This is a genomic window from Ensifer sp. NM-2 (genome assembly GCF_003024455.1).
Taxonomy (GTDB): domain Bacteria; phylum Pseudomonadota; class Alphaproteobacteria; order Rhizobiales; family Rhizobiaceae; genus Ensifer; species Ensifer canadensis.
Map to the genome: position 1 here is coordinate 405038 of NZ_PVZR01000003.1, position 20370 is coordinate 425407.

Genomic DNA, 20370 nt, shown 5'->3' on the forward strand with positions numbered 1-20370 from the left:
TCCTCGTCCCTGTGGCCGGGATCCAGCGACCTTTGCGCGTCTGATAAGGCGCGCTGGGCTGTAGGGTGAGGCGGAATCGCGCCGCGATGGCCTTGGTGCAACCATGATCCATGGCGACGCTTCGGCTTGCGTCATCAACGTCTGCTTGTACCTAAAAGCAGACGTTGATATTGTTTGGTGCCGAATGGCGATCGGCCTGACTGCGAACATGGCCTTGCAAGTGCATGGACGAGCGGTGGCTCGCGCCTCGGCCCATCGCAATGGATGCTGCAACTTTCTCTCGTGTGCCACGACCCATCCCTTCCTCAAGGTTGGAGAATCGCCGTGTGTATCAATTCTTTCGAATCGCAGGAGTTGATGAAAGCCACGTTTGTGACGCGTGCCTTGTCCCACGCCGTAGCCGTGTACGCTTGTGTCCGCACAGCTTTCATGGTGCTGCTGTCCCGCAGGCGGTGGATTGCGGCAGTTCTCGTGCTCGGAGCCTGCCCGGCTGCGTGGGCGGATGATGTGCTTTTCGAGAACGTCCGCATTTTCGATGGAAAAGGAGCGACCTCGCTTTCGGCTCCGTCGAATGTACTGGTCAAAGGCAATGTGATCACTCGGATCTCGACAAGCCCTGTCGAAGCGGAGGGTGCCCAGCGCATTGCCGGGAACGGCCGAACGCTGATGCCGGGTCTTATCGATGCGCATTGGCACGCAATGCTGGCCCGGTCCACTCCTGCAGAATCGTTCGGCGACGTCGGCTTCAACAATCTTGTGGCCGGCGACGAGGCGACGGACACACTGATGCGTGGCTTCACCACCGTCCGCGATGTTGGAGGGCCGGTGTTCGGTCTGAAGCGCGCGATAGACGCCGGTATTGTCGAGGGCCCGCGCATCTACCCCTCCGGCGCCATGATCACCGTGACCAGCGGGCATGGAGACTTCCGCCAGATGACCGACCTGCCGCGGGTGATCGGCGGCCCGCTCACCCGCATGGAGCAGATCGGCGGGAGCATCGTCGTCGACAGCCCCGACGAGGTGCGCATGCGGGTCCGTGAGCAACTGATGCAGGGCGCGGCGCTGGTCAAGATGACGGCAGGTGGCGGCGTGTCGTCACCCCACAGCCCGCTGGATGTAACTACCTTTACCGAGGCTGAGCTGCGGGCCGCGGTCGAAATAGCCGACAATTGGGGCACCTACGTTGCGGCACACGCCTTCACGTCGCATGCGATCAAGACAGCGATTGCCGCCGGCGTGAAGTGCATCGAACACGGCTTCCTCATGGATGAGGAAACCGCCAAGCTGATTGCCGACAAGGGCATCTGGCTAAGCCTGCAACCGCTTCCCGAGTTGTTGCGGCAAGGCTTTCCTGAGGGATCGGTCGAGCGGGCCAAGGCAGATGAGGTGTGGCCCGGCATCGGCAGAACCTACGAGCTGGCGAAGAAGTACAAGATCAAGACGGCGTGGGGCACCGATGTCTTGTTCTCCCGCGCATTGGCGCAGCAGCAGGGGGCGATCCTCGCCTCCCTCGTTCGCTGGTACACGCCTGCCGAAGCGCTCTCCATGGCGACTGGGACTAATGCGGAGTTGCTGGCGCTATCCGGCCCGCGCAATCCCTATCCGGGAAAGCTCGGCGTGATCGAGGAGGGCGCGCTTGCCGATCTCCTGCTCGTCGACGGCGACCCGTTGGGCAACATCGACCTGGTGGCCGATCCCGCCAACAACTTCAAGATCATCATGAAGGACGGCATCATCTACAAGAACACGTTGGTGAAATAAGGAACAACTAAAACGGCTTGTTGCCTGGCACACGATTGTGAGAAACGGTACAGCAGGCTGACGGCGCAGGCCCGAGCGGCGGCGGATTTGCCGTCAGATGATAGCCAGGCACAGGCGGCAAAGACGTACCCGGGAAGATGGCGTGCTCAATGCTGGTGTCGACAGCCGGGATTCGTTAGAACCCCAGCTCTCCGCAATGCATTGCCGGTCTAAGACGCTCTCAATTGCCGCCGATGCGTTCGCGCAGGCGGTCGTCGCGCTCGGCGATCTCCGGGGTGATCAGGTCGCCGAAATCGGCGGCCTCGAAGACTGGGCGGATTTCGATTTCGCTCGGGCCCGGCATCGGGTTGGGGCAGCGCTTCACCCAGGCGATCGCCTCGTCCATGTCCTTGACCTGCCAGATCCAGAAGCCGGCGACCAGCTCCTTGGTCTCGGTGAAGGGGCCGTCGATGACGAGGCGGCTTGCGCCGTCGAAGGCGACGCGCTTGCCCCTGGACGAGGGATGCAGGCCTTCGCCCGCCTGCATGATGCCGGCGTTGACCAGTTCTTCGTTGAACTTGCCCATGGCATCGAGCAACTCGGTCGAAGGCATCTTGCCCGCTTCGCTATCCTCGGTCGCCTTCACCATAACTATCACGCGCATGGTCTTTTCTCCTTTGATCGACGAAGCCACAACGACCTCTCTGCCTGAATGACGATCGGCCGACGACGGGGCCGACATTTCGCCGAAACTTTTTTCCGCACACCGTCGCGGCACTGCGTGAACCCCACGCAGAGAGGGAGCGCAGCGTTTCCGCAACGCCTGGCCGAGTGCTCAGGTGGTGTCGTCGACCAGCGCAGGGAAGACATCTTCGTAAAGATATGGCGATTGCCGCGGATGGCGAGATGCGCTGGCGACGAGATCGGCTGCGCTGTCGCGCTGGTTTCCGAGTGTGATGACCTGTCGTTCATATCTCTATGTTTTTAAATGATAATATGACGAAGGACGCATTCACCATGGGTTCACGTCAGGGGGACATAGCTTGCGCCTGTTCGAAACGGATAGGTATCGAGATGAAGAAGATAGGCATTGTGATCCTTGCGGCGGTGACGGCTCTGACGAGCTACACGCCTGCGAATGCCATGCCGGTTGCAGCCGTTCAGCTGACGCAGCAGAGTGACATGGACAGGGTACAGAATCGCGAATGGGGCGGCGACAGACATCGTCCGCGGCCGGGTTGGAACCATGGCGGATATCGGCCGCGCCCAGGTTGGCACGGCGGCTACCGTCCGCGTCCGCACTGGGATGGCGGCTACCGCCCGCGGCCGGGCTGGCATGGCGGCGGATACCGCTATGGCTGGTACAATGGTCACCGCGGCTACCGCGGCTATCGCGACGGCTATCGTCGCCACAATGACGGCTGGTGGTATCCGCTGGCAGCCTTCGGCGCCGGCGCCATCATCGGCGGTGCGATCGCTGCTCCGCCACGCCGCGTCGAGTCCGGTGTGAACCAGCGTCATGCCAGCTGGTGCTATGACCGCTACCGCTCCTACCGCGCCTGGGACAACTCGTTCCAGCCCTATGGCGGACCGCGGCAGCAGTGCTACTCGCCGTATTATTGAGCTGAAAGAGAACCCGCCGATCGGCTGCGATCGGCGGGTTTCCTCGGGACCTGCCAGACGCTTCGTTCGGTCGCGGCGCGCGCTTTTACTTGAGCTGCCAGGCCGAACCGAGCCCCACAGACGATGGACGCGCCTCCTCGCTGGATTGCCGGTGACCTACTGCATGTTTCCTTAAATCCTATTCGATTTAAGGATAAAAACATGCAGTAACTCAAAGTGTTACAGCGACCTTTGCGCGTCTGATAATACGCGCGGCGCTGTAGAGTGCATGGTGTCCCCGATGACCCCTGATGGAAGCGCGTGAGACATGGCCGATTTTGCCGTTCATATTGACGAGATCCGGGCACTCGAGGAGGCGCTTCATCGTCCGGAGCTGCGTCGCTCAAGAGCGGCCGTCGAGGTGCTGCTGGCCGAGGGCTTTGTCGAGTTCGGAGCGTCCGGGACGAAATATCACCGCGCGGAAATGATCGACCTTCTCTCAGAGGAAGACGACGACCCAGCGGGTGATGAGCTTCGAGCGACGGACTTTTCGCTGACGCGCATTTCCGCCCGGGGCGACGACACGATGTCGACCGAAGCAGGTGCTGATGCTCGCGCACAATGCTGCCTGGTTGATGGCCGCGGCTAATTCATCCGGGCGGGCGCGGCTTTTGCGTCATGTGGACCGACGTTGCGGTCAACTCCGGTTTCAGCGTTGTTTTTGCGCATGTCGTTATCGCAAAACCGCTTCACACTTTTGCGCAAGCGCCTAGAATTTCAGCGTGGCGTCGTCGTGTTTGGGTGGCGGGTGGCTGTCTCTCTGGCGGCGCATCCCGTAGGCGAGGGCAAGCCCCAGCACGGCAGAACCGATGACGACGGCGAGTAGTGCGAAGAAATTCTCCATGACATTCTCCTCCCGGCAGCGATGATAACACAATCGGACGCGCACAACCAAATTCCTGCACATCCTCGAGAACCGGCATTGGCTGCAGGCAAAAGTCGAGCCCGAAGGGACAACGAGGGCGGGGCGTGGGTTGTTCCGAGCGGTTTGAAGATATCCGGTTTAATCGGCCGGACGCGGGCTTTGGTTGTCCGATCTGCGTTTGGAGCCGTCGGCGAAGTCGATGGGACTTTGTCAGTTTCGCGTTGAGACCGCCTGGCCGCACGTGATGGCATGGTCCGGAATGTGCGGCCTCAAAAAAAGAACGAAAATAGAACAAAGTTTGTCCGAGAGGGTTGCCATTCGCCTAGAACCGGGCTAAGGATATTACAGGATGGTCGTTTCGTAATCGAAGCGGCCTTTTTCATTTTAGCGGGGCAGGCGGCCCTTCCGGGCGACACCTCTCGTTGTACTCAACACCTCTCGTTGTACTCAACGGCGCCCAGTTTCTCTCTGTTCGTCTTCGACCCTCTCCAGCGCCTGATTTGACAGGCTTTCCGCAGGCTTTCTTTCGACGGGTCCTTCGCGCCTTTCGCGGGGATCGAGTGCTGCGCACAGGCTGGCCGATGCCGTGTTCTGTTCGGGGCCACCGTCGTCCTGATTGCGCCTGTCGATCACCTGGCGGGCGCCGTGATGACCCTTGCGCGCGGCGCTCCGCAACCAGCGAAGTGCCTCCTGCTGGTCGGGCTCGACACCGATGCCCTTGTGGTAGATCGCTGCCAGGCGGGCTTGCGATGCGGCGTCGCCCTGGCGGGCGGCTTGGCCGTTCCAGTGGTAGGACGCAGCGTAGTTTTCCTTGCGGCCATCGTTGAAATAGATTTCGCCGAGCGCCGCCTGGGCGTCGAGATTTCCTGACGTGGCGAGTTCGAGCAACCTTGGCGAGACATTTGCGGCGGAGAGCCGCGGCTTAAAAATGGTCTTCAACCTTCTGACTGCATTTTGGATCATCAGACACCCGTCTTATTCATCGCATAATTCCTCAAAGTCGGCATCGATCGAACGGATAAATTATGCTGCGATTTGAAAGTGTTATGTCTTCAACCTGCCTGTCATATCCGCTGCGAGGCGCCTTTGGCCGCCCAGCGTGCCGCGAATGCGCTGCGTGTAAATTAGTATTGGTGACAGAATACAACCTAAGGTCAAGTAGGTGAATGCAATTCCCCGTGGATATCGGGTGGCTGTTGCCTGATTGCCGATGGCCGGGCGCGTGGGTGCGTGGGCGACATTAGAGAGCTTTGCGGCGCTACTGCATGTTTCCTTAAATCGACGCGTGGCGCTGCATGGGAGCCATCATCATGAGCATCGGTAAGCCAGCCAAGGACCCGAAGACCGGGCGCTTCCTGCCGCGTGTGCCGGGGGCGGCGACACCAGTCCGGACACGCGCCCGCAAGGCGGTGCGCACCAAGCTCGGCGAGCTGTTTCTCGAAGACATGCTTGTTGCCTGGGAGAGCCGGGGGGCGGCCGCGATCCACGCGCTGATCGAAAAGAGTCCGCACGATTTTCTCAAGGCCGTGGCCTCGCTGATGCCGAAGGACGTGAATGTCAATGTCAACCAGATCGGCGAGATGACGGATGCGCATCTGCCCCCCCTTTTCCTCCGGCTGCCGATCGATGCGCTTTGGCGGTCGTACTATCGATCATATGAATATCCGCATCGCCACACTTGACCAAAGCCTCAACCAGCCGCCGCCATATTCCCCGTGCCGACCAGCGATGAAACCGGTTGTAGATGGTCCTCCTTTGGTTGAGTGATTGAATCATGGCAACGAAGAATGTTCAATGGCTTGATTGGGTTTTGACCCTAGAGCCACAAGAACAAACCACTCATCGGATCCTTCAGCGAAGAATCTAAATCAGATGTCAGCCAAAATTATTGGGTCCAGAGCCTAAACGGCGATTGAGGCCGCAAGCACTGCCAGAAGTGTCGCGAGTGCGAGAGCGGCTCCGTACTTGGCCACTGTGATGCGGCGGCGGCGTCCGCCGGTCCAATCGTAGCTCATGGTCTTGCTCCGACGACTTTCATGTCGCGACGCGGACGATCGGTGATTCTGCTTAACAAATAGGAAAGCATTGTCGACAAAACTGCGCTTGCGTTTTGGGGATGCTGTTAGTCTGGCGTCCAGAGGCCCCTATGAGGCGGAGGTAGCGTATGCCGGATGCTTCGATCGACTTGGCGCTCTATTCGGCAGCGCTGAACATCACTGCGCCACCGGCGCTTATCCGGCCCTTTCTCGACCAGTTGGCGGAGGGCCAATTCTCCGTTGATGAAATCAGGAGGCGTTGCGCGGAGAACGGCGTCCGCCTCAAGGCCCATCTGCGCAAGGGCGAACGCACCCGCAAGGACCTGCGTGCGGCCTTCGACCTGCAATCGGTGGAGCGGCGGCACTTGGATATTCTCGACATGCTGATTGCGAGCCTGGAGGCCAAGGCTGCGCGTGACGCCAGCGAGTTCGATGGGCTGCTGGATGATTTCAAGGCGAGGGTTTCAACCCTTTCCGGCTCTGTCGATGTGGGGGAAGCGGCAGAGCTCGAAGAGATCTACAGGACGATCGAGGCGCAGGTGCGGGTGGAGATCGGTGAACTCGTCGATGTCGCCCAGTTCTTGCGTGGCCTGCGCTCGAGATGCGGTGACGACCGAGGCGAGAAACGCCTACCCGACAGCGAAAGCCTCAAGACGTTGCTGGGTTCGTTGTCGCCGTCCAAGCCCCCCTCTGTCTCCTAGTGCGTTTCCGGTCTAAACGGAGTCGTAGAAACGCTCTATCTCTTTGTCTCGACGCATTTCCTGACGGAAAACCGCTTCGCACTTTTCCTGGGAAGGCTCCAAACCGGCGAGAGTCCGCATGTCCTATTCGGTCGGACGCGGCTGTTACCGGCGACCCTGCGATGCAGGCGCCGCGACAGATGTTGTCCGCGAATTGCCGCTTGTCAGTAGGGCTGCACCATGATGACACAGCTGACAAGCACGATGACCAAAGCGGTCATCTTCACGAATGCGGCATCCATCATGGCTAGATCTCCCCTTTGATCGTTTCCTTAAATCCCATTCGATTTAAGGAAACATGCAGCAATTCAAAGTGCTGCAGCAATCTTTGCGCCTCTAATAAGACGCGCGGCGCTGTAGCAACACATTACCGTTGCTTCTGGTTCCCAATCTAAACAGGACAAACGACATGAACATGAACCGACGCATCAACGCGGCGGGCCTTGCGCTCGTCAAGCAGTGGGAAGGTCTGAAGACGAAGGCCTATCGGGACGTCGCCGGTGTGTGGACCATCGGCTATGGCCATACCAGCGCCGCGGGCGCTCCGGCGGTGACGCCGGGAATGGTGATCTCCGAGGCGCAGGCAGACGATATCCTGAGGGCGGATTTGGCGACATTCGAGGAACGGGTCTTGCGTCTCGTTAAGGTGCCGCTTTCCGACAACCAGTTCGCCGTGCTTGTCTCGTTCGATTTCAACACCGGTCGCCTCGGCAAATCGACTTTGCTGAACAAACTGAATGGCGGCGACTATGACGCTGTGCCGGGCGAGCTTATGAAATGGGTCAATGCCGGCGGCAAGCGCGTGAAGGGGTTGGTCAATCGCCGAGCTGCCGAAGCCGGGCTTTGGGCCAAGGGCGAGTTCGTGGCCTCCAACACCGTTATCGCCGCGCCGAAGCCGCCCGAAGCGGAACAAAGGAGAATATCTCCTGGCTCGCGGGCATTCTGTCCTCGCTCGGCTTTGCGTTGACCGGAAGTGGCCCGCTGCAATGGGTGTTTGCCGGCATCATTGTTGCTGCCTTCGCAATCGGCGCCTTCCTCTTCGTTCGCAAGCGGCTCGATCCGGCATGATCGCCCGGCCAAAGATCCTTTTCGGCGGGCTTGTGCTCGCTGCCGTCACCTGGGCCGTACTCGAGATCCGGGCGGACGGCGCCCGGTCCGTTCTTCATGCGATTGAAAGGCAGAATGATGACGCTGCGAACCGCGCTCGAAAGATGCGCCTTGATTACGATTCCTGTCTTCGCGCTGGCGGGCTATGGGATTTCGGCGCCGAAGACTGTGACCGGCCTTAAAAGCGTCGTCGGCGTCGACCTTGTCGGCGCGCGCGGCGCGACGCCGGCAGATCAGCGCAAGATCGACCGCACTGTCGTCGGTCTCTGCGCCGCGGCAGTCTGGTCAAAGGCGGACTGCGCAAGGCACGGAGGGCGTCAAGATGTCTCCAGCTGAAATCGATGTCAGCGTGCACCGCCAGCTCGGAGAGCTGGTCGCGGGCATGCGCGGTCTGCAGGAATCGATCCGGCGGATCGAGGAGGGCGCACAACGTGCCGAGGATAAGGCGACGAGCAGTCGGGCGGGCGTCCATCAGCGGATGGACCAGTTGGTCGATCGCGTCGGTGATCTCGAGGCTTCGGTCTCGACGCTTGGTGGTGACGTTGCAGAGATGAAGCCGGTGACCGACGACGTCAAACGCTGGAAGCTGATGGGCATCGGCGCCCTTGGTGTTACCGGCATAGCGGCGATGGCGCTTGGCGTCAGCTTTGCCGAGGCGATAAGGCGGATCATATTCGTCATTGTCGGAAAGGGGTGATGGTGTCGTTCGCAGCTGCTGCTCTGCCTTGGCCGAACAGGGGTGAGCCAAGCAACGTGACAGCGGCAAGCTGCCGCTGTCACTGATGTGCGCGTGAGAGCATGAGGCGTGAAGGGGGCCGCGGAAATGGTTCGATTGGCTCAGTCCAACCGGGCCAGCCTAATGAAGCGTCTGGACGGGATGTTCGGTGAACGTGTGGATGCCATCGCGTTCGATCGTGGCGAGGAATTCTTCGTAGGCGTCGCGGTCGGTGGGGAAGGAATCTTCCCAGACGGTGGAGTAGCCCTCCTCGTCGATCACCTCGAGCGTCCAGTCGAGATTGGAGCCCGTCGGGCGCGAGATGCGGATATGAACAACGACGTCGTCGTCGGCAAACTCGCCGGACAATTCCGAAAGCTCCAGGTCTTCTTCTGTTTGGGTCATGAGCGTTTATAACATGTCCTGAGTGAGCGAACCAATCTTGTGGCGGTTCCTGGCCTTTGCCTGCGTACGAAGGCTACGTTTGCGTAGCCGATTACTGCATGTTTCCTTAAATCCTATTCGATTTAAGGAAACATGCCGTAATTCAAAGTGCTACAGCAACCTTTGCGCGTCTGATGAGACGCGCGGCGCTGTAGGTGAGGGCGTTTGACGCCTTGATAGGCCGAAAGGCGATTGCCATACAATAGGATAGGTTTGGCCGGGGTTGCTTTGCAACCCCGGCGTCTTTTGCACGTCAAGATGGCGGCAATAGCGAAACGATCCCGGATCGCTACTGCATGTTTCCTTAAATCCTATTCGATTTAAGGAAACATGCAGTAATTCAAAGCGCGACAGCGATAGCAGGTCATGCCGGCGCCGGTCATCCTTGTTGCCTTGCAACGTCACTGCTCGGGAGCCAACGACCACGGCTCGCTTCTGCGCTCGAACCACAGAGCCCGCTCGCACAGGGCCGCCTCGTCGCGTGTGCCGGAGCGGAATTCGCCGATGATGAATTTCGCCAGGCGATTGGCACGGTAGTCACTGCGCGGCATCCTTGCTGCAAGGCAGGCCGTGTTGAGAACCCGCTGGAGCATGGCGATCTCAGCTGGATTGAATGCACAATCGAAGTGTTTGGAATGATGCTGCATTTTGACCTCCCTACTGCATATTTCCATAAATCGTTTTCGATTTAAGGATGAAAACATGCAGCAATTCAAAGTGCTACAGCGACCTTTTCCGCGTCTGATAAGACGCACGGCGCTGTAGGTGCGACTGCGGGAGCCTTCATTTCTCACTGTCGGCTTGTATCGTCGTGCACGCATGTATCAGGTGGTCAAGTTCCACCTTATAGGGGCCGTGCTTCGCGAAAATCTCGCGTGCCTCCAGCGGCGGCAGGCCGGAGGCGGCGATGAATTCCTCCAGGTCGTATCGTGTATTCCAGTTTTTGACGATCCGGCCGAACTGTCTTTTCGTATCTGACGCAAACATGATGAACCTCCCGTTCTGCAGGCTAAATTCGCGACGCGAACGGTGGTTCCACGGTGCTGAAAATTCCGTCTTCTGGGATGTGCCGGCCCTGTTTTCTCAGCTTGCATCGTTCGGGCGCCGCCGCGACGGCCTCGCGACCAGACAGTTATAGAGAAACGTCTGTGGCAGGTCAGAAATCGCCACACGCGACCCGTTGCAGTTGTGGTCCTGCGGGCAAGACAGGCGTAGAGTAAGCCATTGCACATCAATCTTGAATGCGGTCTCGGTTATCCACGGAGAGGCCGCATTTTTTTGTGGCGGCCTCAGCGCTGATGCGGACTGCGCCGGCCGGGTCTGGCAACCCAGATGTCGACGGTTTCGGTCTCTTCTGTCCTTGGCGGTATCCGGCGCCGTTCGCGCCACAGCGCGCATTCCAGCAGCGTGCGCTCGTCGCCATTGCCGATGCAAAATTCATCCATGATGAATTTGGCCAGCCGGTTGGCGCGTTCGCCGCGGCGTGGGACGCGGGCGGCAAAGCAGGTCGCGTCGAAGACCCGCTGCAGCATTTCGATGTCATCCGGACTTAATTGTCTGCCCGAGGTCTGCGGGAGATCATGCATTCGAACCTCCTTCATGGACGTCCATAGCCAGTGCCGAAGGGAGACAAGATACATCAGCCGTCTTATCGGGCAATACGGAAATATTCGCCTGCATCCCGGACGTGGTGTCGGCAGCAATTCCAAGTCCTACGGCGACCTTAGCGCGTCTAATAAGACGCGCGGCGCGGTAGACCGCGCCATCTGCGCACGATCGTTCAAGATCGATGCCCGCGCTCCATGCATGTTGGCACTTCATCGAAATGAGGAAAGACATGACGGAAAGCATCGAGACGTCCGACCGCAAGCCCATCAAATTCTCCGAGAAGCTGGAGATGATCGCGGAACTGTGGCAACCGCGCGTGATCGCCGAGATGAACGACTACCAGTTCAAACTCGTGCGCATCGAGGGCGATTTCATCTGGCACGACCACCCCGAGACGGATGAGACGTTCATCGTGCTCGATGGCATCCTGCGGATCGATTTCCGCGATGGATCTGTACAGATTGGCCCTGGCGAGATGTTCGTCGTGCCTCGAGGCGTCGAGCACAAGCCGTTTGCAGAGAGCGAGGTGCGGATGCTGCTGATAGAACCGCGTGGCGTTTTGAACACCGGTCATGCCGGCGGCGAGCGCACAGCGCAGAACGACCGCTGGATCTAGGGCAGGGCTGTCGCGCTGGCGTTTCCTTGATGCCCGCTCGCGTCGTATTCCTGTCAGGCGCCTACAGCGCCGCGCGTCTTATCAGACGCGCAAAGGTCGCTGTAGCACTTTGAATGGCTGCCTGTTTTTATCCTTAAATCAAATAGGATTTGAGGAAACATGCAGTAGTGATCACCCGCGCCTGATCGGCAATGCCGATGCTAGAAGGGGCAGGCCGGGCCGACGGCCAGGCAGGCACGGGCGAAATCGGCCCCCGGATCAGTGCAATGCTGGTGTAATGAAATCAGTAGAGTTTGCCGCCAATGCTCCAACGATGAGGATTGGCGTCATCCCATGTGTTTTCTCAGGATCGGTCTGCTGGCATGTCACCTGCTCGGGGCGTCATCCCAGATGGAACACAGCCGCCTCGAAGCGAGCGGCGACGATCGCTTTGCACTCGAGCGACAGTTCGTTCAGTATCGCCCGGATCCCTGCCGCGACGGGCGTTTCAGTGACGGCCGGCCGCGCAGCTGCGCGGAGCTTCGCCGCTGGCTTGACGACGGCGGCGACCCCGGCTGGCGAAAGCACCGGGAGGGATTGAGTTGGGCCGAGCGTCGCCGGCGGATCTGCACCGACGGACGTTTCAGCGATGGCCATGCGCATACCTGCGACGAGCTGATGGAGCGATACCATCCGCAGGACGAGGATTAGAACATTTCCTGAGATAACCCCCTGCCGTATTGCATCCCTCCGATTTTCTGAAAAGTGGTCGAAAAATAATGGTCTTTCATCAAGCTAGCTCTTCATCGCCGCTACGATACTTGGTCTCCATCCTGTTGTGGCCGGCGCTTTATTTCGGCGGACTGGCCGCAGCCGGATTGGCTTTTGCCACATCCTCGCCGGTGCCCTGGTTCAACGTCGTCTACCTCTCGGTGGTGGCGATCATCGCGCTGTTCGAGCGCATCATGCCCTATGAGCCGACCTGGCTTGCTCCGGATGGCGAGACGCTCAACAATCTCGGCCATACGATGTTGACGAAGGGGATCGTGCAGATCGCGGCGGCGTTCGGTGCATCCTTTCCATTACTGGTCGCCATTTTCGCGCAGCCGTTCTTCGGGTCGCAGCCGCATATCTGGCCGGCACATTGGTCGATGTTCGCCCAGGTCGTGCTCGGGCTGGTCGTTGCCGAGTTCGGGCTCTATGCCGCTCACCGCCTGGCGCATGAGCGGCTTGGGCTCTGGCGCTTCCACGCGCTGCATCACAGTGTCACGCGGCTTTGGGTGCTGAACACCGGCCGCTTTCACGTCGTCGATTCCCTGCTGAAGGTGGGCCTCAGCCAGCTGCCGCTCTATCTGCTCGGGGCGCCGCTGCAGGTCTTCCTCTGGATCGGTGCCGTCACCGCCTTTACCGGCCTTCTGACCCATTGCAATGTCCAGATGCGCACCGGCCCGCTTGACTGGGTCTTCTCGACGCCACGGCTTCACCGCTGGCACCATTCGAAGGACATGGCCGAGGGCAACAGCAACTACGGCGAAAACATCGTGCTTTGGGACCAGCTGTTCGGCACCTACTTCAATCCCGACCGGCCATCCTCCACCGACATCGGCATCACCGGCAAGGTGTCGCGCAGCTTTGTCGGCCAGCTGGTGCAGCCTTTTTCAAAGAGCGGCGCGCGCCAGATCTTGGGGCGAAAGCCGAGCGGCGATTAACGGCGCCCGGAAAACGTGTTGGCGAAACATGCCGGCGTCGACGCCGTGCAGATCAGGCGGGCGCGGCGGCTGCAAGTCCTGCCATGGCCGGCCGTCGCGTGCCGTCCGACACCGAGAAGCGCAACCGGTACTCCCGCGGCGACAGGCCGAGGATCTTGCGGAAGATCTTGCGGTAGGCGTTGGTGTCGTCGTAGCCGCTCTGCCAGGCAACCTGCTCGATCGACAGGTGCGAGCGCTCGAGCAGGTCGCGTGATTTGGCGATCCTCAACCGCTGGCAATATTCCGTCGGGTTGAAGCCGGTCGCCTTCTGGAAGCGCCGGAGAAAAGTGCGGTCGCCGAGCCCGGCGCGCTCAGCCATCATCTGCAGCGTCACGCCCTTGGTGTTGGCGCCGTGCAGCCAGTGCTGGATTTTCAGGATCGTGCTGTCGCCGTGGTCGAGCTTGGGCGCAAAGACGCTGTAGTAGCTCTGTTCGCGGGCACCGGGATCGATGATCATGAAGCGGGCGGTTGCCAGCATCACATTGGTTCCAAGGAACCGGTCGACGAGTTTCAGCCCCAGATCGATCCAGGCCATCATGCCACCGGCAGTGATGATATCGCCTTCGTCGATCAATAGCTTGTCGGTATCGACACGGACATCGCGGTAGCGATCGGCGATCAGGTCCTGGTGCGACCAATGGGTGGTGATCGTGCGACCTGCGGCGAGCCCGGATTCCGCCAGCAGATAGGCGCCGCCGCAGACCGAGCAGACAGTGGTGCCACCGGCATGCTGCTCGCGCACGAAGGCGGGCAGCTGGCCCATGCGCCCGCCTACGGGCAGCTCCGCCAGCGTCGGCGGCAGGATCAGCGCGACGAGACCCGAGGAGGGGCCGGGGTGGGTGTCGAGCGTCTTTTCGACCGAGCCATCCTCCTGAAGCTGCCAGTGGCTGACGCGGATGCGAGGTGCGCGTGCGCCGCCCTGTTCTGTCGCCTGCATGCCGGCCACCTGGAACATGTCGGTCAGCCCATGGACCGCCGACTTCAGCGCGCGCGGATAAACGACGATGCCGATCTCCGCCGGTTCGCTTTCGAGTGGTTTTGTCACTTCTGCCCCCATCGTTGTCAGCTTTGCCGGTCGAGAGGGTAGGCCGGTCATTCTATCAATTCAACCAGCGCTCCGGAACGGAGATCGCCGGTCAACCGAGATGGAAGAGGGCAGGACAATGATTGAAGCAGAAGCAGTTTCCACAGCAGTCTCCACTGGCCTTTCGCGCCGCACAGTTCTTTCGGCTGCCTTTGGCGCCGCGGCCACAGCCGCCGCCGTTCCAGCCGTCATTCGCCCGGCGAAAGCCGAAACCGCATCAAGCACCACATCCGACACATTGGGAGTAACGACCATGGGCAGCCGCATCATCACCCGCGATGGCGTCGAGATCTACTACAAGGACTGGGGCTCAAAGGAGAGCCCGGTGGTCGTGCTCAGCCACGGCTGGCCATTGTCATCGGACAGCTGGGAGGCGCAGGCCTTCCACCTCGCCAGTAACGGCTTCCGCGTCATCACCCATGACCGGCGCGGCCATGGCCGCTCCTCTCAGCCCTGGGACGGCAACGACATGGATCACTATGCCGACGATCTTGCCGACCTGATCAATGCGCTTGATCTGAAGGACATATTCCTCGCCGGGTTCTCCACCGGCGGTGGCGAAATCACCCGCTATATCGGCCGTCACGGAACAAGCCGTATCGCCAAGGCCGGATTGATCTCGGCGGTACCGCCGCTGATGGTCAAGACCGACAGCAATCCCGGAGGGCTGCCGAAGGAGGTGTTCGACGGGTTGCAGGCGGCAAGCCTGAAGGATCGCTCCAAGCTCTATCGCGATATCGCCTCGGGTCCGTTCTTCGGCTTCAACCGGCCGGGTGCCGTGGCTTCGCAGGGCATGATCGACAGCTTCTGGCTGCAGGGCATGATGGGCGGGCACAAGAACACCTATGACTCGATCGTCGCCTTCTCGCAGACCGACTTTACCGAGGACCTGAAGAAGTTCGACGTGCCGACGCTGATCATCCATGGCGACGACGACCAGATCGTGCCGATCGATGCGGCCGCCCGCGCTTCGAAGCAGCTGGTGCCGAGCGCCACCCTGAAGGTTTATCCCGGCGCGCCGCACGGCATCACCGACACCCACAAGGACCAGCTCAACGCTGACCTGCTCGAATTTGCACGGTCTTGACCCTCGGCCCCCGGCCGGTGCCGCGGAAACGCGCTGCCGGCCGGTTGCTCTCGCTCAAAACAGAAGGAACCGATCCATGACCTGCACAGACGACAAAACCTCCGGCCTCAACCGCCGTTCCTTTCTCGCCGGCTCCGTAGCGGGCGCTGTATTGCCGCTGCTGCCGAAGGGCGTTTACGCCGCAGACACCCACCGCTTCACCCATGGGGCTTTCGATATCGCCGTCGTCAGCGACGGCTTCCTGACGCTGCCGGTCAGCATCGTGCTACCGGATGCGGCGCCGGAGGAGCGCGACGGAATCATGCGCCGGCTCGGCGGCACGCCTGAGGGCGCACCCTTCCACACCAACATCCCGTTCATCCGCACCGGCAGGGACCTGATCGTCGTCGACAACGGATCGGGCGGCAATTTCCAGGCGAGTGCCGGCAAGCTTGCGGCCAATCTGGCGACTGCAGGTATTAATCCGGCGGATGTGACCAAGGTGGTCTTTACCCATGCCCACCCGGATCATGCCGGCGGCACGGTCGGGGCAGACGGCAAGCTCACCTTTCCGAATGCGCAATATTTCGTCTCGGAGCGCGAATGGGCATTCTGGACGAACCCCGACTACGAGAAGGTCATGCCGAAGGCGCTGCACGGCTTTGCCCGCGGTGCGCAGCGCGATCTTTTCGCGGTCAAGGAGCGCCTGACGCTGGTCAAGCCGGGCGACGAGATCGTGACCGGCATGCAGGTGCTCGACACGCGCGGCCACACGCCGGGCCATATCTCGCTGGAACTTGCCGGCGACAACGGGCTCGTCATCTCAGGCGATGCGGCAACCAGCAATATTGTCTTCTTCGAGCACCCGGACTGGCACTTCGGTTTCGATACCGATCCGGAGCAGGCGCTGAAAACCCGCAAGACGCTGATCGACCGGGCAGCAACGGAAAAGCTGACGCTGCTCGGCTACCACTGGGGCTATCCCGGCATCGGGCGGGCCGAACGGAACGGTGCCGCGTATCGCTTCGTCGCGGGCGCGTAGGGGGCGAGGCCGCTGTCGCCACCAGGCGCAATGGCCAACGTTGGATCAGGGGTTCTTGCCATGGCAATGCCTAAACCGTCCTCATCTCTGTGCTTGTCACAGAGATCTCGCGCAGTTCCGTAGGAACTGCGGGACCAGCCCAAGTCTTTGGGCTGAAGGGTCTTTTGACTCGACAGACGTCGGGTCGCTGGATTCCGGCACAAGGCCGGAATGAGGGACTGGGGATGTTCCTACGCTCAAAGCAGGCCTGTCAGCTGTCAGGCCAGGGCGGCGCCTTGTTGTGGCGCCGCCTCTCTTGGCTCAAAGCTGAAGCTCGCTGTCCTTGATGTCGCTGATCGGCGACAGCATTTCCAGCTTCAGCGGGCGGGCCTCGCGCTTCTCAGTGGCGATGCGCGGCCAATCGGGATTGGCGAGCGCGCCGCGACCGAGCGCGATCATATCGGCGCCGGCCTGCAGCACCTGCTCGGCGCGGGCGATATCGTGCAGACCGCCATTGGCAATGACGAACAGATCGGGCGCATGCTGGCGGGCAAGGGAGACCAGCGATCTGCCGCCGGAAGCAAAGGCCGGTTGCCAGGCTTCGAACTCAGTCACGTGTACGAAGTCGGCGGGACTGGTGGCCAGCGCCTTGAAAACGATGGCAGCACCTTCTTCGCCCTCCGCCCATTTATGTAAGGGGTCGTTGACCTTGCCCTGGGACAGGCGGATGCCGACGGGCACCTTATCGCCGACGGCGCTGCGAACCGCGTCCAGCACTGCGAGGCTCAGGCCCAACCGCTTGCCGATGTCGCCGCCCCAGCGATCCTGCCGCCGGTTGGTGTAATCGGTGAAGAACTGGTCGAGCAGATAGCCGTTGGCGCCATGGATCTCGATGCCGTCGAAACCGGCGACATCGATGGAAAGCCTGGCGGCTTGCGCAAAGCCTGATATCGCTTCGGCAATCTCCATCCCATCCATCTCCCGCGGCTCGGCATAGAGACCCTCACCGTGGTAGGAGACCATCTGTTTGCCTCTCGGCTGCAGTGCCGAGGGTCCGACTGTGTCGCTGCGGAAGCGATTGCCCTGGGCGAGCGCACCGCCATGCATAAGCTGGGCAAAGATGCGGCCGCCCGCGGCGTGCACCGCATCGACGACCGCCTTCCAGCCTTCCGCCTGTTTCCGGTCGGCAAGTCCCGGTTGGTCCCTATAGGTTTGCGCATAGGCCTTGTCGGGATAGATGCCTTCAGTTGTCAGGAGGCTGAAGCCGCCCTTTGCGAAGCGCCGGTAGTAGTGCGCCATCCTTTCGGTCGGTACGCCCTCGGCAGTGGCGCTGATGCGGGTCATCGGCGCGACGGAAAGCCGGTTGCCGAAGGCCAGCCCTTTGAGCGTCGTTCCGGTCAGGATCGGCGAGGCGACCGTGCTGTGCGCGTTCATCTCAACGATCCTCGGTCAGCGCAATCGCCTCGATCTCGATCATCGCCTTCGGCGAATAGAGCGAGGAGACCTCGATGATGCTGTCGGCGGGATAGGGTGCCGAGAACCATTTGCGGCGCAGCTCGACGATCTTCCCGAAGTTTTCCATCGAGCGCAGGAAGATCGTTACCTTCACGACCTTGGAAAGGCTGGAGCCGGCAGCAGTCAGGACGCGGTCGAGATTGCGGAAGGCCTGCTCGGCCTGACGGTCGAAATCGTTCTCACCGACGATTTCGCCATCGTCGCCGATTGCGGCCTGGCCGGAGACGAAGACGAAACCGTTGGCCTTGATCGCCTGCGAAAGCAGGAATGGCGCGTAAGGATCGGGCTTGGTGATGACCTGTTCGAGAAACACGGGGAATCCCTCTATGCTTGAGTTCAACTCAGCTTGGCGGCGTTGCCTTGGCTGCTGAACTCAATATGATGAGGCTTCGCCCGGCTGACAAAAGACCATTTTTCAGCCGACAGATGAATTCAAGTCATTTGTTGCCGTCATGAGAAAATTGCCGCCGCTCGGCGCATTGCGGGTTTTCGAAGCGGCCGCCCGCCGCTTGAGCTTCAAGCAGGCGGCCGACGAGCTGAACGTGTCGGCGACGGCCGTCAGCCATCAGATCCGCCAGCTTGAAGATCTGCTGGAGCTGAAGCTGTTCGAGCGCGGCACGCGCCAGGTGCGGCTGACGCCGGCTGGGCAGACGCTGTTTCCGGTGCTACGCGATGGGCTCGACCGCTTCGAGCAGGCGATCGGCGAACTGCGCCGCAGCCGTGACACCAAGGTGGCGCGGCTCACCTCAACCGTCGCCTTCGTCGCCAAGCGGCTGGCACCGCTCGCCGGCAGCTTTCGCGACGCTCATCCGGACTGGAACCTGCGCCTCGACGCCTCGAACAGGACGGTGGATCTGGATGCCGATGCCGACGCGGCCATCCGCTATGGCGACGGGCAGTATCCCGGCCTGCTTTCCGAGCCGCTTTTCGCCGATCGTTTCGCGCCGGTCTGTGCGCCGCGGTTGGCGCCGATGTCCCTCGATGCGCTGCGAGAGGCGACACTCATTCACTTCGATTGGGGGCCGGCGCGGCGCGACGACGAGCGGGCGCCGGTCTGGCGGCAATGGCTGAGGCACGCAGGCGTCACCGATATCGACCCGGCTGGCGGCCTCTCCTTCACCGACGAGATCCATGCGGTGCAATCGGTCGTGGCCGGGCAGGGCATCGGTCTCTTGAGCCTGACCCTGGTTGCCGAGGAACTTGCCTCCGGCATACTCGTCCAGCCGTTTGCACTGTCGCTCGAAAGCTACCGCTACGATCTGGTCTATAGTCCGCGGGCTGCCGAGCGGCCGGCAACGCAGGTGCTGAGGGATTGGGTACTGCAGCAGTTCAACGGCGGAAGCCAGTAAGAGGCGAGGCAGCCGATCGCCTCGGCAAGCTCAATTGCCGCAAGGTAGGCCCCGCAATCAGTCGAAGTCACCGAAGACGTCGAGGCTCCTCCAGCGGCGGCTGACGAGGCGCAGCGAGCGATCCGGTTCGATCACGTAGGTCTCAAAGACCTGACGGCCGAATTGGTCGAAGAACTGGTGCGGCACGATACTGCCGACCGGCGCCTTCTTCAACTTGGTGCGAGGCTGGCCGCCATAGGTGATGCTGCCGGGGATCGGCTGAAGGTTCGGCGAGTAGCCGTAGGTCTGAACACCAGTGGTGCAACCACTGAGAAGGAGGACGACGGAAAGGGCGGCAAGAGCATGTTTCATATCGATGGTCCTCGACTATGCAGAAGGCGGATCGGAGTTCTGCCCGACGCCATGCGCAACTTCCAGGGCGTTACGACTTACTTTGGCGCCTGCGGGCGATAATCCAGCACCTTTCTCTAAAGTGTAGCGCTTCAACGGAAATTTCCAAGTTTCCGTGCGGCGATTGCCGATGGCGACAGGACCCTCGGTGGCCGCGTGTCTCATTAGACGCGCAAAGCTCGCTGTAGCACTTTGAATTGCTGCATGTTTCTACGCTTCTTCGCGGGTGAGGCCGTCGCGCAGCATCTGGACCTTTTCGTTGAGATCGATCATCTCGGGCACGGTAAATCCGGAACGACGCAGCAGCGTGTCGGTGAGGCATGCGGTCTTGGGGTGAAGCTCCTTGCCCTTCTCTGTCAGGAAAACCTCGACCAGCCGTTCGTCGACGGTGCTTCTGCGTCTTGAAAGGAAACCGGCCGCCTCGAGCCGCTTGACTGCCGGGGTGATGGTGCTCGGTTCCAGGCCGAGCCGATCGGCAATCGCCGATATGCTCAAGCCGTCCTGTTCCCACAGTGTACTGACGGCCAGATACTGCGTGTAGGTGACGCCGAGCGCGTCCAGCATCGGCTTGTAGGCGCGATTGATGGCGATCGCTGCCGAGTAGATCGAGAAGCAGAGCTGGCTGTCGAGCGGAAGCGGTGCGGGTTCGGTCATGGTCGTCTCCAATATTTAAGTCCGTGGCTTT

The 20370-nt window shown here is 60.9% G+C and carries 26 protein-coding genes and 1 pseudogene; 14 read left to right on the top strand and 13 right to left on the bottom strand.

The annotated features are described in order from the left end of the window. Positions 1-429 precede the first annotated feature (429 nt). A complete protein-coding gene (locus C6558_RS09325) occupies positions 430-1761 on the top strand; it encodes an amidohydrolase family protein (protein ID WP_038577126.1) in 1332 nt (443 codons plus the stop codon). Between the two features lie 220 nt (positions 1762-1981). On the opposite strand, the gene C6558_RS09330 is transcribed toward C6558_RS09325, so the two are convergent. Then, entirely contained in the window at positions 1982-2404 is a 423-nt protein-coding gene (locus C6558_RS09330) for a YciI family protein (protein WP_025427476.1), read from the bottom strand. A 410-nt stretch (positions 2405-2814) separates the two neighbouring features. On the opposite strand from C6558_RS09330, the gene C6558_RS09335 reads away from it, so the two are divergent. Both C6558_RS09335 and C6558_RS09340 read left to right on the top strand, forming a co-directional pair. Next, positions 2815-3363, top strand: coding sequence for a BA14K family protein (locus C6558_RS09335; protein WP_025427475.1), 549 nt, complete (start codon positions 2815-2817; stop codon positions 3361-3363). A gap of 307 nt (positions 3364-3670) precedes the next feature. Then, on the top strand, positions 3671-3991 hold the full coding sequence (locus tag C6558_RS09340) for a DUF4440 domain-containing protein (protein ID WP_025427474.1): 321 nt from the start codon (positions 3671-3673) through the stop codon (positions 3989-3991). Positions 3992-4111: 120 nt separating this feature from the next. Here C6558_RS09340 and C6558_RS41395 read toward each other — a convergent pair whose 3' ends face one another. The 3 genes and pseudogenes from C6558_RS41395 to C6558_RS40630 form a co-directional block, all read right to left on the bottom strand. Then, positions 4112-4246, bottom strand: a complete 135-nt coding sequence (locus C6558_RS41395; RefSeq protein ID WP_255569852.1) for a hypothetical protein — start codon at positions 4244-4246, stop codon at positions 4112-4114. A 468-nt stretch (positions 4247-4714) separates the two neighbouring features. Further along, complete coding sequence (locus C6558_RS09345) at positions 4715-5206, bottom strand: tetratricopeptide repeat protein (RefSeq protein WP_158268925.1); 492 nt, start codon at positions 5204-5206, stop codon at positions 4715-4717. A 657-nt stretch (positions 5207-5863) separates the two neighbouring features. Next, a pseudogene (locus tag C6558_RS40630) lies at positions 5864-6016 on the bottom strand (IS5/IS1182 family transposase); the annotation flags it as partial. 415 nt (positions 6017-6431) lie between these two features. Here C6558_RS40630 and C6558_RS09355 point away from each other — a divergent pair. The 5 genes from C6558_RS09355 to C6558_RS09370 all read left to right on the top strand — a co-directional run bounded on the left by C6558_RS09355 (position 6432) and on the right by C6558_RS09370 (position 8847). Further along, the gene (locus C6558_RS09355) at positions 6432-7004 is read left to right on the top strand and encodes a hypothetical protein (protein WP_025427471.1); all 573 of its coding nucleotides are present in this window, start codon (positions 6432-6434) and stop codon (positions 7002-7004) included. Between the two features lie 448 nt (positions 7005-7452). Continuing rightward, on the top strand, positions 7453-8010 hold the full coding sequence (locus tag C6558_RS09360; RefSeq protein ID WP_225906312.1) for a lysozyme: 558 nt from the start codon (positions 7453-7455) through the stop codon (positions 8008-8010). After that, positions 8007-8111, top strand: coding sequence for an LPXTG cell wall anchor domain-containing protein (locus C6558_RS40635; protein WP_225906311.1), 105 nt, complete (start codon positions 8007-8009; stop codon positions 8109-8111). The genes C6558_RS09360 and C6558_RS40635 overlap by 4 nt, the downstream gene beginning before the upstream one ends. Before the next feature lie 117 nt (positions 8112-8228). Further along, the gene (locus C6558_RS09365) at positions 8229-8486 is read left to right on the top strand and encodes a hypothetical protein (RefSeq protein ID WP_025427469.1); all 258 of its coding nucleotides are present in this window, start codon (positions 8229-8231) and stop codon (positions 8484-8486) included. Further along, positions 8473-8847: a DUF1515 family protein gene (locus C6558_RS09370; protein WP_038576200.1), complete on the top strand. Its 375-nt coding sequence runs from the start codon at positions 8473-8475 to the stop codon at positions 8845-8847. Before C6558_RS09365 ends, C6558_RS09370 begins: the two co-directional genes overlap by 14 nt. Positions 8848-9006: 159 nt before the next feature. Here the strand turns inward: C6558_RS09370 and C6558_RS09375 are convergent, their stop codons facing one another. The 4 genes from C6558_RS09375 to C6558_RS09390 form a co-directional block, all read right to left on the bottom strand. After that, positions 9007-9270, bottom strand: coding sequence for a hypothetical protein (locus C6558_RS09375; RefSeq protein WP_025427467.1), 264 nt, complete (start codon positions 9268-9270; stop codon positions 9007-9009). Positions 9271-9710: 440 nt separating this feature from the next. Further along, entirely contained in the window at positions 9711-9956 is a 246-nt protein-coding gene (locus C6558_RS09380; protein ID WP_025427466.1) for a hypothetical protein, read from the bottom strand. Between the two features lie 136 nt (positions 9957-10092). Next, positions 10093-10296: a hypothetical protein gene (locus C6558_RS09385; RefSeq protein WP_057206239.1), complete on the bottom strand. Its 204-nt coding sequence runs from the start codon at positions 10294-10296 to the stop codon at positions 10093-10095. A 302-nt stretch (positions 10297-10598) separates the two neighbouring features. Beyond that, on the bottom strand, positions 10599-10895 hold the full coding sequence (locus tag C6558_RS09390; protein WP_107027163.1) for a hypothetical protein: 297 nt from the start codon (positions 10893-10895) through the stop codon (positions 10599-10601). A gap of 251 nt (positions 10896-11146) precedes the next feature. On the opposite strand from C6558_RS09390, the gene C6558_RS09395 reads away from it, so the two are divergent. The 3 genes from C6558_RS09395 to C6558_RS09405 all read left to right on the top strand — a co-directional run bounded on the left by C6558_RS09395 (position 11147) and on the right by C6558_RS09405 (position 13221). Then, positions 11147-11533, top strand: coding sequence for a cupin domain-containing protein (locus C6558_RS09395; protein WP_038576197.1), 387 nt, complete (start codon positions 11147-11149; stop codon positions 11531-11533). Positions 11534-11923: 390 nt separating this feature from the next. Then, the gene (locus tag C6558_RS39880; RefSeq protein WP_156407972.1) at positions 11924-12223 is read left to right on the top strand and encodes a hypothetical protein; all 300 of its coding nucleotides are present in this window, start codon (positions 11924-11926) and stop codon (positions 12221-12223) included. A 68-nt stretch (positions 12224-12291) separates the two neighbouring features. Beyond that, positions 12292-13221 (top strand): sterol desaturase family protein, encoded by a 930-nt coding sequence (locus C6558_RS09405; protein WP_038576195.1) that lies wholly within the window; start codon positions 12292-12294, stop codon positions 13219-13221. A gap of 52 nt (positions 13222-13273) precedes the next feature. Here C6558_RS09405 and C6558_RS09410 read toward each other — a convergent pair whose 3' ends face one another. Continuing rightward, on the bottom strand, positions 13274-14305 hold the full coding sequence (locus C6558_RS09410) for a GlxA family transcriptional regulator (protein ID WP_239637573.1): 1032 nt from the start codon (positions 14303-14305) through the stop codon (positions 13274-13276). A gap of 118 nt (positions 14306-14423) precedes the next feature. Here C6558_RS09410 and C6558_RS09415 point away from each other — a divergent pair, with 118 nt between their 5' ends. Then, entirely contained in the window at positions 14424-15431 is a 1008-nt protein-coding gene (locus C6558_RS09415) for an alpha/beta fold hydrolase (RefSeq protein WP_057206241.1), read from the top strand. Positions 15432-15507: 76 nt separating this feature from the next. Next, positions 15508-16452, top strand: a complete 945-nt coding sequence (locus tag C6558_RS09420) for an MBL fold metallo-hydrolase (protein WP_025427458.1) — start codon at positions 15508-15510, stop codon at positions 16450-16452. A gap of 300 nt (positions 16453-16752) precedes the next feature. Here C6558_RS09420 and C6558_RS09425 read toward each other — a convergent pair whose 3' ends face one another. Further along, complete coding sequence (locus tag C6558_RS09425; RefSeq protein ID WP_057222780.1) at positions 16753-17865, bottom strand: NADH:flavin oxidoreductase; 1113 nt, start codon at positions 17863-17865, stop codon at positions 16753-16755. A gap of 1 nt (position 17866) precedes the next feature. After that, a complete protein-coding gene (locus C6558_RS09430; protein ID WP_025427456.1) occupies positions 17867-18259 on the bottom strand; it encodes a RidA family protein in 393 nt (130 codons plus the stop codon). A 139-nt stretch (positions 18260-18398) separates the two neighbouring features. On the opposite strand from C6558_RS09430, the gene C6558_RS09435 reads away from it, so the two are divergent. Continuing rightward, positions 18399-19295 carry a LysR substrate-binding domain-containing protein gene (locus tag C6558_RS09435; protein ID WP_025427455.1) on the top strand — a complete coding sequence of 299 codons (897 nt, stop codon included), beginning with the start codon at positions 18399-18401 and terminating at the stop codon, positions 19293-19295. 57 nt (positions 19296-19352) lie between these two features. On the opposite strand, the gene C6558_RS09440 is transcribed toward C6558_RS09435, so the two are convergent. Together C6558_RS09440 and C6558_RS09445 are read right to left on the bottom strand one after the other, a co-directional pair. Beyond that, a complete protein-coding gene (locus C6558_RS09440; protein ID WP_025427454.1) occupies positions 19353-19646 on the bottom strand; it encodes a hypothetical protein in 294 nt (97 codons plus the stop codon). Between the two features lie 249 nt (positions 19647-19895). Beyond that, positions 19896-20339, bottom strand: a complete 444-nt coding sequence (locus tag C6558_RS09445; RefSeq protein ID WP_025427453.1) for a MarR family winged helix-turn-helix transcriptional regulator — start codon at positions 20337-20339, stop codon at positions 19896-19898. Positions 20340-20370 lie beyond the last annotated feature (31 nt).